Origin of the sequence: Neisseria sp. HMSC056A03, assembly GCF_001815685.1 — a bacterium.
Classification (GTDB): domain Bacteria; phylum Pseudomonadota; class Gammaproteobacteria; order Burkholderiales; family Neisseriaceae; genus Neisseria; species Neisseria subflava.
On the sequence record NZ_KV821602.1, the window covers coordinates 1 to 15,669 of the forward strand.

General features: G+C 46.2%; 11 protein-coding genes and 1 tRNA gene. All 12 read left to right on the forward strand.

What is annotated here, in order from left to right:
• The first annotated feature begins 36 nt into the window (after positions 1 to 36).
• The 12 genes from HMPREF3052_RS03205 (at position 37) to fusA (ending at position 15,555) form a co-directional block, all read left to right on the forward strand.
• Positions 37 to 112 (forward strand) — tRNA-Trp (locus tag HMPREF3052_RS03205).
• A 131-nt stretch (positions 113 to 243) separates the two neighbouring features.
• Entirely contained in the window at positions 244 to 519 is a 276-nt protein-coding gene (gene secE / locus HMPREF3052_RS03210) for a preprotein translocase subunit SecE (protein ID WP_003686268.1), read from the forward strand.
• Positions 520 to 521: 2 nt separating this feature from the next.
• Positions 522 to 1,055, forward strand: coding sequence for a transcription termination/antitermination protein NusG (nusG, locus tag HMPREF3052_RS03215; protein WP_003680697.1), 534 nt, complete (start codon positions 522 to 524; stop codon positions 1,053 to 1,055).
• A 104-nt stretch (positions 1,056 to 1,159) separates the two neighbouring features.
• On the forward strand, positions 1,160 to 1,594 hold the full coding sequence (gene rplK / locus HMPREF3052_RS03220; RefSeq protein WP_002220151.1) for a 50S ribosomal protein L11: 435 nt from the start codon (positions 1,160 to 1,162) through the stop codon (positions 1,592 to 1,594).
• Complete coding sequence (gene rplA / locus HMPREF3052_RS03225) at positions 1,594 to 2,289, forward strand: 50S ribosomal protein L1 (protein ID WP_003677918.1); 696 nt, start codon at positions 1,594 to 1,596, stop codon at positions 2,287 to 2,289. Before rplK ends, rplA begins: the two co-directional genes overlap by 1 nt.
• Positions 2,290 to 2,512: 223 nt before the next feature.
• Complete coding sequence (gene rplJ / locus HMPREF3052_RS03230; RefSeq protein ID WP_070748491.1) at positions 2,513 to 3,013, forward strand: 50S ribosomal protein L10; 501 nt, start codon at positions 2,513 to 2,515, stop codon at positions 3,011 to 3,013.
• A 57-nt stretch (positions 3,014 to 3,070) separates the two neighbouring features.
• On the forward strand, positions 3,071 to 3,442 hold the full coding sequence (gene rplL, locus HMPREF3052_RS03235; RefSeq protein ID WP_003677916.1) for a 50S ribosomal protein L7/L12: 372 nt from the start codon (positions 3,071 to 3,073) through the stop codon (positions 3,440 to 3,442).
• Positions 3,443 to 3,631: 189 nt separating this feature from the next.
• Positions 3,632 to 7,810 (forward strand): DNA-directed RNA polymerase subunit beta, encoded by a 4,179-nt coding sequence (gene rpoB / locus HMPREF3052_RS03240; protein WP_070748493.1) that lies wholly within the window; start codon positions 3,632 to 3,634, stop codon positions 7,808 to 7,810.
• Positions 7,811 to 7,966: 156 nt separating this feature from the next.
• On the forward strand, positions 7,967 to 12,142 hold the full coding sequence (rpoC, locus tag HMPREF3052_RS03245) for a DNA-directed RNA polymerase subunit beta' (RefSeq protein WP_070748495.1): 4,176 nt from the start codon (positions 7,967 to 7,969) through the stop codon (positions 12,140 to 12,142).
• A gap of 329 nt (positions 12,143 to 12,471) precedes the next feature.
• On the forward strand, positions 12,472 to 12,843 hold the full coding sequence (rpsL, locus tag HMPREF3052_RS03250; RefSeq protein WP_002218431.1) for a 30S ribosomal protein S12: 372 nt from the start codon (positions 12,472 to 12,474) through the stop codon (positions 12,841 to 12,843).
• Between the two features lie 117 nt (positions 12,844 to 12,960).
• A complete protein-coding gene (gene rpsG / locus HMPREF3052_RS03255; RefSeq protein WP_003745196.1) occupies positions 12,961 to 13,431 on the forward strand; it encodes a 30S ribosomal protein S7 in 471 nt (156 codons plus the stop codon).
• Between the two features lie 18 nt (positions 13,432 to 13,449).
• Complete coding sequence (fusA, locus tag HMPREF3052_RS03260) at positions 13,450 to 15,555, forward strand: elongation factor G (RefSeq protein ID WP_070748497.1); 2,106 nt, start codon at positions 13,450 to 13,452, stop codon at positions 15,553 to 15,555.
• The last annotated feature ends 114 nt before the right edge of the window (positions 15,556 to 15,669 follow it).

Here is a 15,669-nt window from a genome sequence, read left to right on the forward strand (position 1 = left end):
GCGGGTGTGGTTTCTTCTGTAATCGCTTAAGTTTAGAGGCCAATAGCTCAATTGGTAGAGTATCGGTCTCCAAAACCGAGGGTTGGGGGTTCGAGACCCTCTTGGCCTGCCAAATAAAAAATTAACCGGCCTTGTGCCGGTTAATTTTTTTGTACTTAAGTTTTAAGATTATTTGGAATTAATTAATGGATCAATGCCACTATCTAAAATGAAGGCGGGTGGGGTATTGATAAGTGAGTAAAGATGACAGAACATCCGTCTGGACGCAAAGAAGACCATCAGAAAAAGGAAGTTGTGGTAAGTAATAAGCCGGCTCCTAAAAAGAAAGAAGGTCTGTTTGCATATTTTAAGAGCTCTTGGACTGAGTTCAAGAAGGTAGTTTGGCCGAGTCGCGATGAAGCGGTCAAAATGACTGTATTCGTGATTATCTTCGTTGCAGTTTTAGCAGCTTTCATTTATGCGGCAGATACAATTATTTCATGGTTGTTTTTTGATGTTTTATTAAATAGGAAAGGGTAAAGATGTCAAAGCGTTGGTATGTGGTACAGGCCTATTCCGGTTTCGAGAAAAATGTTCAAAAAACATTGAAAGAGCGCATTGCTCGTGAAAACATGGAAGAATATTTCGGTCAGATTCTCGTTCCTGTAGAGGAAGTGGTAGATATCAAGAATGGCCGAAAAACCATCAGTGAGCGTAAATTCTATCCAGGCTATGTGTTGGTTGAAATGGAAATGACCGATGATTCATGGCACTTGGTTAAGAGCACCCCTCGAGTAAATGGTTTTGTAGGTGGTAGCGGAAATCGTCCAATCCCAATTTCTCAAAAAGATGCAGATGCTATTTTGCAACAAGCCAAAACAGGTGTTGAGAAGCCAAAACCAAAAGTTGAATTTGAGGTTGGTCAGCAGGTTCGTGTGAATGAAGGTCCATTTGCTGATTTCAATGGAATTGTTGATGAAGTTAACTACGAGCGTAATAGATTGCGTGTTTCAGTTCAGATTTTTGGTCGTGAAACACCGGTTGAATTAGAGTTCGGTCAGGTTGAAAAGATTTAAGTGGTTTAATTCGCTTGAAATTTTTTTTTAAAGCGGATATAATCGCAAATTCTGTTTGGGAAGCGGAATGGTTCCGCGTTATACCCGTTTTTAGGAGTCCTTAAATGGCAAAGAAAATTATCGGCTACATCAAACTGCAAATTCCTGCAGGTAAAGCCAATCCATCTCCCCCAGTTGGTCCTGCTTTGGGTCAACGTGGTTTGAACATCATGGAATTCTGTAAAGCATTTAATGCTGCAACCCAAGGTATGGAACCTGGGTTGCCAATTCCAGTCGTGATCACTGCATTTGCAGATAAATCATTCACTTTTGTGATGAAAACTCCACCAGCTTCTATCTTGTTGAAAAAAGCTGCTGGTCTGCAAAAAGGTAGTTCTAATCCTTTGACTAACAAAGTGGGTAAATTGACCCGCGCTCAGTTGGAAGAAATTGCTAAAACTAAAGAGCCTGATTTGACTGCTGCTGACTTGGATGCTGCTGTCCGTACTATCGCCGGCTCTGCTCGCTCAATGGGCTTGGATGTGGAGGGTGTTGTATAATGGCTAAAGTATCTAAACGCTTGAAAGCTCTGCGCTCTTCTGTTGAAGCTAACAAATTGTACGCAATCGATGAAGCAATTGCTTTGGTTAAAAAAGCTGCTACTGCTAAATTTGATGAGTCTGTTGACGTATCTTTCAATCTGGGCGTTGATCCTCGTAAATCTGACCAAGTTATTCGTGGTTCAGTCGTTCTGCCTAAAGGTACCGGTAAAACAACTCGCGTAGCTGTGTTTACTCAAGGTGCAAATGCAGATGCTGCTAAAGAAGCTGGTGCAGATATTGTCGGCTTTGAAGATCTGGCCGCTGAAATCAAAGCTGGTAACCTGAACTTTGACGTTGTTATTGCTTCTCCTGATGCAATGCGTATCGTTGGTCAATTGGGTACCATCTTGGGTCCTCGTGGTCTGATGCCAAACCCTAAAGTAGGTACTGTTACTCCTAACGTTGCTGAAGCAGTTAAAAATGCAAAAGCAGGTCAAGTACAATACCGTACAGATAAAGCCGGTATCGTTCATGCAACTATCGGTCGTGCTTCTTTCGCTGAAGCTGACTTGAAAGAAAACTTCAATGCGTTGCTGGATGCTATCGTTAAAGCTAAACCTGCTGCTGCTAAAGGTCAGTACCTGAAAAAAGTTGCTGTATCCAGCACTATGGGTTTGGGTGTTCGCGTTGATACTGCAAGCGTGAATAACTAAGAAATTTTCAGGTGATCCGGTTTTCTGGATTGCCTGAATTTGGGCTACTTAAAATTAAGTAGATGTCCAAGACCGTAGGGATCGTAAGATTTAATCGTAACTGCCCTACGCAGACGGTAGTCCTGAAACACATTGCAAGATTGCTTGTAAGATGTCTTTTTAGGTTACCGCGCTGGTGGGATATCATTTCGGTATCCTGTTTATAAACAGTGGGAGGTAGACCTTGAGTCTCAATATTGAAACCAAGAAAGTGGCCGTAGAGGAAATTAGCGCAGCAATTGCTAACGCTCAAACTCTCGTAGTCGCTGAATATCGCGGTATCAGTGTTTCCAGCATGACTGAGCTTCGTGCGAATGCACGTAAAGAAAGCGTTTACTTGCGCGTTCTGAAAAATACTCTGGCTCGTCGCGCAGTAGAGGGTACTTCATTCGCAGGTTTGGCCGATCAAATGGTTGGTCCATTGGTTTACGCTGCTTCTGAAGATGCTGTTGCTGCTGCTAAAGTGCTGCACCAATTCGCGAAAAAAGATGACAAAATTATCGTTAAAGCCGGTTCTTACAATGGCGAAGTGATGAATCCTGCTCAGGTTGCTGAGTTGGCTTCTATTCCAAGCCGCGAAGAGCTGTTGTCCAAACTGTTGTTCGTTATGCAAGCTCCTGTATCAGGCTTTGCACGTGGTTTGGCTGCTTTGGCAGAGAAGAAAGCTGGCGAAGAAGCCGCTTAATCGATTTTGTTTCATTTAATCAATTATTTTTAATACAATATTTGGAGTATAAATAGCATGGCTATTACTAAAGAAGACATTTTGGAAGCCGTTGGTTCTTTGACCGTAATGGAATTGAACGACCTGGTTAAAGCTTTTGAAGAAAAATTTGGCGTTTCTGCTGCTGCAGTTGCAGTTGCAGGCCCTGCAGGTGCTGGTGCGGCTGCTGCTGAAGAAAAAACTGAATTCGACGTAGTATTGGCTTCTGCCGGTGATCAAAAAGTTGGCGTGATTAAAGTTGTCCGCGCTATCACTGGCCTGGGTCTGAAAGAAGCTAAAGACATCGTTGACGGTGCACCTAAAACTCTGAAAGAAGGTGTTTCTAAAGCTGAAGCTGAAGACATCCAAAAACAATTGGAAGAAGCCGGCGCTAAAGTCGAAATCAAATAATTTGATGCTTCCTATGAAGGCTGGCAGTTTTCTGCCAGCCTTATTTTGCTTCTTGAAATAAGCATCAGGCATTGTTTACATTTATTTGCATAATCTTTATAAAATCATTGCAAATAAATGTAAATATCAGGTTGATGCATGCCGTTGTTTCAGACGGCCTATTATTTAAAATTGCTTTTCGGAGTGTATATGAGCTATTCGTTTACCGAGAAAAAACGTATCCGTAAGAGTTTTGCAAAGCGAGAGAATGTCTTAGATGTTCCTTTCCTGCTGGCAACCCAAATTGATTCTTATGCGAAATTTTTGCAGCTGGAAAATGCTTTTGACCAACGCACTGATGATGGTCTGCAAGCAGCATTTAATTCTATTTTCCCGATTGTGAGTCATAACGGTTATGCGCGCTTGGAGTTTGTGCATTACACATTGGGCGAGCCTTTATTCGATATTCCTGAATGTCAATTGCGCGGCATTACTTACGCGGCTCCATTGCGTGCCCGTATCCGTTTAGTGATTTTGGATAAAGAAGCATCTAAGCCGACTGTAAAAGAAGTTCGTGAAAACGAAGTGTATATGGGTGAAATCCCATTGATGACGCCAAGTGGCTCTTTTGTCATCAATGGTACTGAGCGTGTGATTGTTTCCCAGCTGCACCGTTCTCCAGGCGTGTTCTTTGAGCATGACCGTGGTAAAACACATTCTTCCGGTAAGCTGTTGTTCTCTGCTCGTATTATTCCTTACCGTGGTTCATGGTTGGATTTTGAATTTGATCCAAAAGATTTGTTGTATTTCCGTATCGACCGTCGCCGTAAAATGCCAGTTACGATTTTGTTGAAAGCTTTGGGCTACAATAATGAGCAAATCTTGGATATTTTCTACGACAAAGAAACTTTCTATTTGTCTTCAAACGGTGTTCAAACTGATCTGATTGCAGGCCGTCTGAAAGGTGAAACTGCCAAAGTTGATATCTTGGATAAAGAAGGCAATGTACTGGTTGCTAAAGGTAAACGCATTACTGCGAAAAATATCCGTGATATTACCAATGCAGGCTTGACTCGTTTGGATGTGGAGCCAGAAAGCCTGATAGGCAAAGCATTGGCTGCTGACCTGATTGATCCGGAAACCGGCGAAGTATTGGCTTCTGCTAACGATGAAATTACAGAAGAACTGTTGGCCAAGCTTGATATCCATGGCGTAAAAGAAATTACGACCCTTTATATCAATGAATTGGATCAAGGCGGCTACATCTCCAGCACTCTGCGTACTGATGAGACTGCTGATCAGCAAGCAGCACGTGTTGCGATTTACCGCATGATGCGCCCGGGCGAACCGCCTACCGAAGAGGCAGTCGAGCAATTGTTTAACCGCTTGTTCTTCAGTGAAGACAGTTACGATTTGTCTCGCGTAGGCCGTATGAAATTCAATACGCGGACTTATGAACAAAAATTGTCTGAAGTACAACAGCAGTCTTGGTATGGTCGTTTGTTGAATGAAACTTCCGCAGGCGCCGCCGAAAAAGGCGGTTATGTTCTGAGCGTCGAAGATATTGTTGCCTCAATTGCTACTTTGGTTGAATTACGTAACGGTCATGGCGAAGTGGACGATATTGACCACTTGGGCAACCGTCGTGTGCGTTCGGTAGGTGAGTTGACTGAAAACCAATTCCGCAGCGGTTTGGCTCGCGTGGAACGTGCAGTTAAAGAGCGTTTGAACCAAGCAGAATCTGAGAACTTGATGCCGCATGACTTGATCAATGCAAAACCTGTTTCTGCCGCGATTAAAGAATTCTTTGGCTCCAGCCAATTGAGCCAATTTATGGATCAGACTAACCCATTGTCTGAAGTAACCCATAAACGCCGTGTATCTGCATTGGGCCCTGGTGGTTTGACTCGCGAACGTGCGGGCTTTGAGGTGCGAGACGTACATCCGACCCACTATGGCCGTGTATGTCCTATTGAAACACCTGAAGGTCCAAACATTGGTTTGATCAACTCATTGTCCGTTTATGCGCGTACCAATGATTATGGTTTCTTGGAAACTCCTTACCGCCGCGTTATCGACGGCAAAGTAACTGAGGAAATCGATTACTTGTCTGCCATTGAAGAAGGCCGCTATGTGATTGCACAGGCGAATGCTGATTTGGACAAAGACGGTAATTTGATTGGCGACTTGGTTACTTGTCGTGAAAAAGGCGAAACCATTATGGCAACGCCTGACCGTGTTCAATATATGGACGTGGCAACCGGTCAAGTGGTATCCGTTGCAGCATCTCTGATTCCATTCTTGGAACATGATGACGCGAACCGTGCATTGATGGGTGCCAACATGCAACGTCAGGCCGTACCGTGCCTGCGTCCTGAGAAACCGATGGTTGGTACCGGTATCGAGCGCTCTGTTGCCGTTGACTCTGCAACTGCAATCGTTGCCCGCCGTGGTGGTGTGGTTGAGTATGTAGACGCCAACCGCGTTGTGGTTCGTGTTCATGATGATGAAGCGACTGCCGGTGAAGTGGGTGTCGATATTTACAACTTGGTTAAATTTACCCGTTCCAACCAATCTACCAACATCAACCAACGTCCGGCTGTAAAAGCAGGCGATGTGTTGCAACGTGGTGACTTGGTAGCCGACGGTGCATCTACCGACTTGGGCGAGTTAGCTTTGGGTCAAAACATGACCATCGCCTTCATGCCATGGAACGGTTACAACTATGAAGACTCGATTCTGATTTCAGAAAAAGTGGCTGCGGACGATCGTTACACTTCGATTCACATTGAAGAATTGAACGTTGTTGCACGTGATACTAAACTGGGTGCGGAAGATATTACCCGCGATATTCCGAACTTGTCCGAACGTATGCAAAACCGTTTGGATGAATCCGGTATCGTATATATCGGTGCAGAAGTAGAAGCCGGTGATGTCTTGGTAGGTAAAGTAACACCTAAAGGCGAAACCCAACTGACTCCTGAAGAAAAACTGCTGCGTGCCATCTTCGGTGAAAAAGCGTCTGACGTAAAAGATACTTCATTGCGTATGCCTACCGGCATGAGCGGTACCGTTATCGACGTTCAAGTCTTCACTCGTGAAGGTATCCAACGCGACAAACGTGCTCAATCCATTATTGATTCTGAATTGAAACGTTACCGTCAAGATTTGGGCGATCAATTGCGTATTTTCGATAATGATGCATTCGACCGTATCGAACGTATGATTGTGGGTCAAAAAGCCAATGGTGGTCCGATGAAGCTGGCTAAAGGCAGCGAAATTACTACCGAATATTTGGCAAGCCTGTCCAGCAAACATGATTGGTTTGACATCCGTCTGGCTGATGAAGATTTGGCCAAACAGTTGGAACTGATTAAATTGAGCCTGCAACAAAAACGCGAAGAAGCGGATGAGTTGTATGAGATCAAAAAGAAAAAACTGACCCAAGGCGACGAGCTGCAACCGGGCGTACAAAAAATGGTAAAAGTATTTATCGCCATCAAACGCCGTCTGCAAGCCGGTGACAAAATGGCGGGTCGCCACGGTAACAAAGGTGTGGTATCACGCATTCTGCCGGTGGAAGACATGCCTTATATGGCTGACGGCCGTCCGGTAGACATCGTACTGAACCCATTGGGCGTACCTTCCCGTATGAACATCGGTCAGATTTTGGAAGTTCACTTGGGTTGGGCGGCAAAAGGTATCGGCGAACGCATCGACCGCATGCTGAAAGAGCAACGCAAAGCCAGCGAGCTGCGTGAATTCTTGAACAAGCTCTACAACGGTAGCGGCAAGAAAGAAGATTTGGACAGCCTGACAGATGAAGAAATCATCGAGTTGGCTTCCAACCTGCGTAAAGGTGCATCTTTCGCTTCTCCTGTATTCGACGGTGCGAAAGAGTCTGAAATCCGCGAAATGTTGAACTTGGCTTACCCAAGCGAAGATCCTGAGGTTGAGAAACTGGGCTTCAATGACAGTAAAACTCAAATCACGCTGTATGACGGCCGTTCAGGTGAAGCATTTGACCGCAAGGTTACAGTCGGTGTGATGCACTATCTGAAACTGCACCACTTGGTTGACGAAAAAATGCACGCCCGTTCTACCGGTCCATACAGTCTGGTTACCCAGCAGCCTCTGGGCGGTAAAGCTCAGTTCGGTGGCCAACGTTTCGGTGAGATGGAGGTTTGGGCATTGGAAGCATACGGCGCGGCATACACGCTACAAGAGATGCTGACTGTGAAGTCTGACGACGTGAACGGCCGTACCAAAATGTACGAAAACATCGTCAAAGGCGAACACAAAATCGATGCCGGTATGCCTGAATCCTTCAACGTATTGGTTAAAGAGATTCGCTCACTGGGCTTGGATATCGATTTGGAACGCTACTAAACAGAAGTTTTCAGACGGCCATTCAAGGTCGTCTGAAAAAACGGTTTCAGAATAAGAATGAAGCAATCGGCATTTAGGCCGTCTGAAATCGAAAGTACCGTTTCCCAATATCGAAAATCCGCCATGCGGTAAAAATACTTCTTTCAAGGAGCAAAAATGAATTTGTTGAACTTATTTAATCCGTTGCAAACTGCCGGCATGGAAGAAGAGTTTGATGCCATCAAAATCGGTATTGCCTCTCCCGAAACCATCCGCTCATGGTCTTATGGCGAAGTTAAAAAACCTGAAACCATCAACTACCGTACGTTCAAACCTGAGCGCGACGGTTTGTTCTGCGCCAAAATCTTTGGCCCGGTCAAAGACTATGAATGTTTGTGCGGTAAATACAAACGCTTGAAATTTAAAGGCGTAACCTGTGAAAAATGTGGCGTAGAAGTGACCTTGTCTAAAGTACGCCGCGAACGCATGGGCCACATTGAATTGGCTGCACCTGTTGCCCACATTTGGTTCTTGAAATCCCTGCCTTCCCGCTTGGGTATGGTATTGGACATGACTTTGCGCGATATCGAACGCGTATTGTACTTTGAAGCATTTGTGGTAACCGATCCCGGCATGACTCCGTTGCAACGTCGTCAATTGCTGACTGAAGACGATTACTACAACAAGCTGGACGAATACGGCGACGACTTCGATGCCAAAATGGGTGCAGAAGGTATCCGCGAATTGTTGCGTACCTTGGATATTACCGGTGAAATCGAAATCCTGCGTCAAGAGCTGGAATCTACCGGTTCTGACACCAAAATCAAAAAAATCGCCAAACGTTTGAAAGTATTGGAAGCCTTCCACCGTTCCGGTATGAAACTGGAATGGATGATTATGGACGTGCTGCCGGTATTGCCTCCTGATTTACGTCCGTTGGTTCCATTGGATGGCGGTCGTTTTGCCACTTCCGATTTGAACGATTTGTACCGCCGCGTTATCAACCGTAACAACCGTTTGAAACGTCTGTTGGAACTGCATGCGCCTGACATCATCGTTCGTAACGAAAAACGTATGTTGCAAGAAGCAGTTGACTCTCTGTTGGATAACGGCCGTCGCGGTAAAGCCATGACCGGCGCCAACAAACGTCCGCTGAAATCATTGGCAGATATGATTAAAGGTAAAGGCGGTCGCTTCCGTCAAAACCTGCTGGGTAAACGTGTGGACTACTCCGGTCGTTCCGTGATTACCGTAGGCCCATACCTGCGTCTGCACCAATGCGGTTTGCCGAAAAAAATGGCTTTGGAACTGTTCAAACCATTCATTTTCCACAAATTGGAAAAACAAGGCTTGGCTTCTACCGTTAAAGCTGCAAAAAAATTGGTAGAACAAGAAGTACCTGAAGTATGGGATATCTTGGAAGAAGTCATCCGCGAACATCCGATTATGCTGAACCGTGCGCCAACCCTGCACCGTTTAGGTATTCAAGCGTTCGAACCTATCCTGATCGAAGGTAAAGCAATTCAGTTGCACCCATTGGTGTGTGCCGCATTTAACGCCGACTTTGACGGTGACCAAATGGCTGTACACGTTCCATTGAGTTTGGAAGCGCAAATGGAAGCGCGCACCCTGATGCTGGCTTCAAACAACGTATTGTCTCCAGCCAACGGCGAACCAATCATCGTACCTTCTCAAGATATTGTATTGGGTCTGTACTACATGACCCGCGACCGTATCAATGCCAAAGGCGAAGGCAGCCTGTTTGCCGATGTGAAAGAAGTGCATCGTGCATACCATACCAAACAGGTTGAGCTGGGTACGAAAATTACCGTACGTCTGCGTGAATGGGTGAAAAACGAAGCAGGTGAGTTTGAGCCTGTCGTTAACCGTTACGAAACAACCGTCGGCCGTGCATTGTTGAGCGAAATCTTGCCTAAAGGCCTACCATTCGAGTACATCAACAAAGCGCTGAAGAAAAAAGAAATTTCTAAACTGATTAACGCATCATTCCGTCTGTGCGGCCTGCGTGAAACAGTTATTTTCGCCGACCACCTGATGTATACCGGTTTCGGTTTTGCGGCAAAAGGCGGTATTTCCATTGCGGTTGACGATATGGAAATTCCGAAAGAAAAAGCAGCCTTGCTGGCTGAGGCTAATGCTGAAGTTAAAGAAATCGAAGACCAATACCGTCAAGGTTTGGTAACCAACGGCGAACGTTACAACAAAGTGGTCGATATTTGGGGTCGTGCCGGCGATAAGATCGCTAAAGCGATGATGGACAACCTGTCCAAACAAAAAGTCATCGACCGTGACGGCAACGAAGTTGATCAAGAGTCCTTCAACTCTATTTACATGATGGCTGACTCTGGTGCCCGTGGTTCTGCAGCTCAGATTAAACAGTTGTCCGGTATGCGTGGTTTGATGGCGAAACCTGACGGCTCCATTATTGAAACGCCTATTACCTCTAACTTCCGCGAAGGCCTGACCGTATTGCAATACTTTATTGCGACCCACGGTGCGCGTAAGGGTTTGGCGGATACCGCATTGAAAACTGCAAACTCCGGTTACCTGACCCGTCGTTTGGTAGACGTAACCCAAGACTTGGTGGTTGTTGAAGACGATTGCGGTACTTCAGACGGCTTTGTGATGAAGGCAGTGGTACAAGGCGGTGACGTAATTGAAGCTTTGCGTGAGCGTATTTTGGGCCGCGTTACTGCTTCTGATGTTGTCGATCCTTCGACTGGAGAGACTTTGGTTGAAGCCGGTACGTTGTTGACCGAGAAACTGGTAGATATGATCGACCAATCCGGTGTCGATGAAGTCAAAGTCCGTACGCCGATTACTTGTAAAACCCGTCATGGCCTGTGTGCACACTGCTATGGTCGCGATTTGGCACGCGGTAAACTGGTTAATGCCGGTGAGGCAGTTGGTGTGATTGCTGCACAATCCATTGGTGAGCCAGGTACTCAGCTGACCATGCGTACGTTCCACATCGGTGGTGCGGCATCTCGTGCGGCGGCAGCCAGCCAAGTAGAAGCCAAATCCAACGGTACAGCGCGTTTCAGCAGCCAAATGCGTTACGTTGCCAACAACAAAGGCGAGTTGGTTGTCATCGGCCGTTCTTGTGAAGTAGTGATTCATGACGATATCGGTCGCGAACGTGAACGTCACAAAGTACCTTACGGTGCAATCCTGCTGGTACAAGACGGCGAAGCCATTAAAGCCGGTCAAACCTTGGCAACTTGGGATCCGCATACCCGTCCGATGATCACCGAACACGCAGGTATGGTGAAATTCGAAAACGTGGAAGAGGGTGTTACCGTTGCGAAACAAACGGATGATGTAACTGGTTTGTCTACTCTGGTAGTGATTGACGGTAAACGTCGTTCCTCTAGTGCTTCTAAACTGTTACGTCCGACTGTTAAACTGTTGGATGAAAACGGTCTGGAAATTTGCATCCCAGGTACCACTACCCCTGTTTCTATGGCATTCCCGGTCGGTGCGGTGATTACCATCCGTGAAGGTCAGGAAGTCGGTAAGGGTAATGTATTGGCGCGTATTCCACAAGCGTCTTCTAAAACCCGCGATATTACCGGTGGTCTTCCACGCGTAGCCGAATTGTTTGAAGCACGCGTGCCGAAAGATGCAGGTATGTTGGCAGAAATTACCGGTACCGTTTCCTTCGGTAAAGAAACCAAAGGTAAACAGCGCCTGATTATTACCGACGTAGACGGTGTAGCATACGAAACCCTGATTTCTAAAGAGAAACAGATTCTGGTACACGATGGTCAAGTGGTAAACCGCGGTGAAACCATCGTAGACGGTGCCGTAGACCCACACGACATTCTGCGTCTGCAAGGTATCGAAGCATTGGCCCGCTACATTGTTCAAGAGGTACAAGAGGTTTACCGCCTGCAAGGTGTGAAGATTTCCGATAAACACATCGAAGTCATCATCCGTCAAATGCTGCGTCGAGTGAACATTGTTGATTCAGGTGATACAGAGTTCATTACTGGTGAGCAAGTTGAGCGTGGCGATGTGATGCTTGCCAATGAAAAAGCCATGGCTGAAGACAAAGAGCCGGCACGTTACGAAAACGTGTTGCTGGGTATTACCAAAGCCTCTTTGTCTACAGACAGCTTCATTTCTGCGGCATCGTTCCAAGAAACAACCCGCGTCTTGACAGAGGCCGCTATTATGGGCAAACAAGACGAGCTGCGCGGTTTGAAAGAGAACGTGATTGTCGGTCGTTTGATTCCTGCCGGTACAGGTTTGACCTACCACCGCAGCCGCCACCAACAATGGCAGCAAGCTGATCAAGAAATTTCTGAAACCGAAGCTTCAAACGAATAATCTCTCGGGATTATTGTGAAAATAAAACCGCAAGCCAGTCTTGCGGTTTTATTTTTTAGAAGACTTAAAAGAGAGTGGAGTTTAAGGCCGTCTGAATAAATAAGGAAAGCAATGGAGAAAATAAGTAGAGAGCTAAATTGCAGACTTATTTAAAATGACAAAGGCCGTCTGAATGTTTCAGACGGCCTTTGTTTCCAAAATTTAGACATAAATTGGAAAACACCAAACTTTATCAGTCATTTGCTTGACTAAACCCTTGCAATAAAAATATAATTCCAATCTTGTCGACATGGTGTCGGCAAGTATTTAACTCAACAGGACGAGAAAATATGCCAACTATTAACCAATTGGTACGCAAAGGCCGTCAAAAGCCTGTGTACGTAAACAAAGTGCCTGCGCTGGAAGCTTGCCCGCAAAAACGTGGCGTGTGCACCCGTGTATACACAACTACCCCTAAAAAACCTAACTCTGCATTGCGTAAAGTATGTAAAGTTCGCCTGACCAATGGTTTTGAAGTCATTTCATACATCGGTGGTGAAGGCCACAACCTGCAAGAGCACAGCGTCGTATTGATTCGCGGCGGTCGTGTAAAAGACTTGCCAGGTGTACGTTACCACACTGTACGCGGTTCTTTGGATACTGCAGGTGTTAAAGACCGTAAGCAAGCCCGTTCTAAATACGGTGCTAAGCGTCCTAAATAATTATCGGGACTCAAATAGGCACGTCGGCCGCCTAAGCTGAACAACGGCCGAGTAAGTGAATACTCAATTTGGTATTCATGGGAATTGACCCAACTGAATAGATTAAAGGAAATTAAAATGCCAAGACGTAGAGAAGTCCCTAAGCGTGACGTACTGCCAGATCCTAAATTCGGCAGCGTTGAGCTGACTAAATTCATGAACGTATTGATGATTGACGGTAAAAAATCTGTTGCAGAACGTATCGTTTACGGTGCACTGGAACAAATCGAGAAAAAAACCGGCAAAGCAGCAATCGAAGTATTCAACGAAGCCATTGCAAACGCCAAACCTATCGTGGAAGTGAAAAGCCGCCGTGTAGGTGGTGCAAACTACCAAGTTCCTGTTGAGGTTCGTCCTTCACGCCGTTTGGCTCTTGCAATGCGCTGGGTTCGCGATGCGGCCCGCAAACGTGGTGAGAAATCCATGGACCTGCGTTTGGCAGGCGAGTTGATTGATGCGTCCGAAGGTCGCGGCGGTGCGTTGAAAAAACGTGAAGAAGTACACCGCATGGCTGAAGCCAACAAAGCATTCTCTCACTTCCGTTTCTAATTTTGAAAGGCTAATAAAATGGCTCGTAAGACCCCGATCAGCCTGTACCGCAACATCGGTATTTCCGCCCATATCGACGCGGGTAAAACCACTACTACAGAACGTATTTTGTTCTATACCGGTTTGACCCACAAATTGGGCGAGGTGCATGACGGTGCGGCTACTACCGACTACATGGAACAAGAGCAAGAGCGTGGTATTACCATTACCTCTGCTGCCGTAACTTCCTACTGGTCCGGTATGGCGAAACAATTCCCCGAACACCGTTTTAACATCATCGACACCCCGGGACACGTTGACTTTACCGTAGAGGTGGAGCGCTCTATGCGTGTATTGGATGGTGCAGTAATGGTTTACTGTGCGGTGGGCGGTGTTCAGCCACAATCTGAAACCGTATGGCGTCAAGCCAACAAATACCAAGTGCCACGCTTGGCGTTTGTAAATAAAATGGACCGTCAAGGTGCCAACTTCTTCCGCGTTGTTGAGCAAATGAAAACCCGTTTGCGCGCAAACCCTGTGCCTATCGTAATTCCGGTTGGCGCAGAAGACAGCTTCAGTGGCGTTGTTGACCTGCTGAAAATGAAATCTATCATCTGGAACGAAGCTGATAAAGGTACAACCTTTACCTATGGCGATATTCCTGCTGAGTTGGTTGAAACTGCTGAAGAATGGCGTCAAAACATGATTGAAGCTGCAGCAGAAGCCAGCGAAGAATTGATGGATAAATACTTGGGCGGCGACGAGCTGACTGAAGAAGAAATCGTAGGCGGATTGCGTCAACGTACTCTGGCAGGCGAAATCCAACCTATGTTGTGTGGTTCTGCATTTAAAAACAAAGGTGTTCAACGTATGTTGGACGCAGTTGTAGAATTGCTGCCAGCTCCTACCGATATTCCTCCGGTTCAAGGTGTTAATCCTAACACTGAAGAAGCCGACAGCCGTCAAGCCAGCGATGAAGAGAAATTCTCTGCATTGGCGTTCAAAATGTTGAACGACAAATACGTTGGTCAGCTGACTTTCATCCGCGTTTACTCTGGTGTCGTGAAGTCCGGTGATACCGTATTGAACTCTGTAAAAGGCACTCGTGAACGTATCGGTCGTCTGGTGCAAATGACTGCCGCAGACCGTACTGAAATCGAAGAAGTACGCGCTGGTGATATTGCAGCTGCAATCGGTCTGAAAGACGTTACCACTGGTGAAACCCTGTGTGCTGAAAACGCACCAATCATCTTGGAACGCATGGAATTCCCTGAGCCGGTAATCCATATTGCTGTTGAGCCAAAAACCAAAGCCGACCAAGAGAAAATGGGTATTGCCCTGAACCGTCTGGCTAAAGAAGACCCTTCTTTCCGTGTTCGTACGGACGAAGAATCCGGTCAAACCATTATTTCCGGTATGGGTGAGCTGCACTTGGAAATTATTGTTGACCGTATGAAACGCGAATTCGGTGTGGAAGCGAACATCGGTGCGCCTCAAGTGGCTTACCGCGAAACCATTCGCAAAGAAGTCGAAGCCGAATACAAACACGCCAAACAATCTGGTGGTAAAGGTCAATACGGTCACGTTGTGATCAAAATGGAACCTATGGAGCCGGGTGGTGCAGGCTACGAATTTATCGACGAAATTAAAGGTGGTGTGATTCCTCGTGAATTCATTCCGTCTGTCGATAAAGGTATCCGCGATACCCTGCCTAACGGTATCGTTGCAGGCTATCCAGTAGTTGACGTACGCGTACGTTTGATCTTCGGTTCTTCACACGACGTTGACTCCTCTCAACTGGCCTTCGAATTGGCTGCTTCTCAAGCCTTCAAAGAAGGTATGCGTAAAGCCAATCCTGCTCTGCTTGAGCCGATCATGGCAGTTGAAGTGGAAACCCCTGAAGAATACATGGGTGACGTAATGGGCGATTTGAACCGTCGTCGTGGCGTTGTATTGGGTATGGATGATGACGGTATCGGCGGTAAAAAAGTCCGTGCCGAAGTACCTCTGGCAGAAATGTTCGGTTATTCTACCGACCTGCGTTCTGCAACCCAAGGTCGCGCTACTTACTCCATGGAGTTCAAAAAATATGCTGAAGCTCCTGCTCACGTAGCTGCTGCTGTAACTGAAGCCCGCAAAGGCTAATCAGAAAAGGCCGTCTGAAACTGAAAATAAATTTTCAGATGGCCATTGTTCTTTAATCGATCTTTATATGTAAAGGAATTAGTTCATGGCTAAGGAAAAATTTGAACGTAGCAA

Excerpts from the sequence above, each read along its gene's own strand:
- rplA (WP_003677918.1), top strand. The coding sequence starts at position 1,594 with ATGGCTAAAGTATCTAAACGCTTGAAAGCTCTGCGCTCTTCTGTTGAA.
- rplK (WP_002220151.1), top strand. The coding sequence starts at position 1,160 with ATGGCAAAGAAAATTATCGGCTACATCAAACTGCAAATTCCTGCAGGT.
- rplL (WP_003677916.1), top strand. The coding sequence starts at position 3,071 with ATGGCTATTACTAAAGAAGACATTTTGGAAGCCGTTGGTTCTTTGACC.
- fusA (WP_070748497.1), top strand. The coding sequence starts at position 13,450 with ATGGCTCGTAAGACCCCGATCAGCCTGTACCGCAACATCGGTATTTCC.
- rpoC (WP_070748495.1), top strand. The coding sequence starts at position 7,967 with ATGAATTTGTTGAACTTATTTAATCCGTTGCAAACTGCCGGCATGGAA.
- nusG (WP_003680697.1), top strand. The coding sequence starts at position 522 with ATGTCAAAGCGTTGGTATGTGGTACAGGCCTATTCCGGTTTCGAGAAA.
- secE (WP_003686268.1), top strand. The coding sequence starts at position 244 with ATGACAGAACATCCGTCTGGACGCAAAGAAGACCATCAGAAAAAGGAA.
- rpoB (WP_070748493.1), top strand. The coding sequence starts at position 3,632 with ATGAGCTATTCGTTTACCGAGAAAAAACGTATCCGTAAGAGTTTTGCA.
- rpsL (WP_002218431.1), top strand. The coding sequence starts at position 12,472 with ATGCCAACTATTAACCAATTGGTACGCAAAGGCCGTCAAAAGCCTGTG.
- rpsG (WP_003745196.1), top strand. The coding sequence starts at position 12,961 with ATGCCAAGACGTAGAGAAGTCCCTAAGCGTGACGTACTGCCAGATCCT.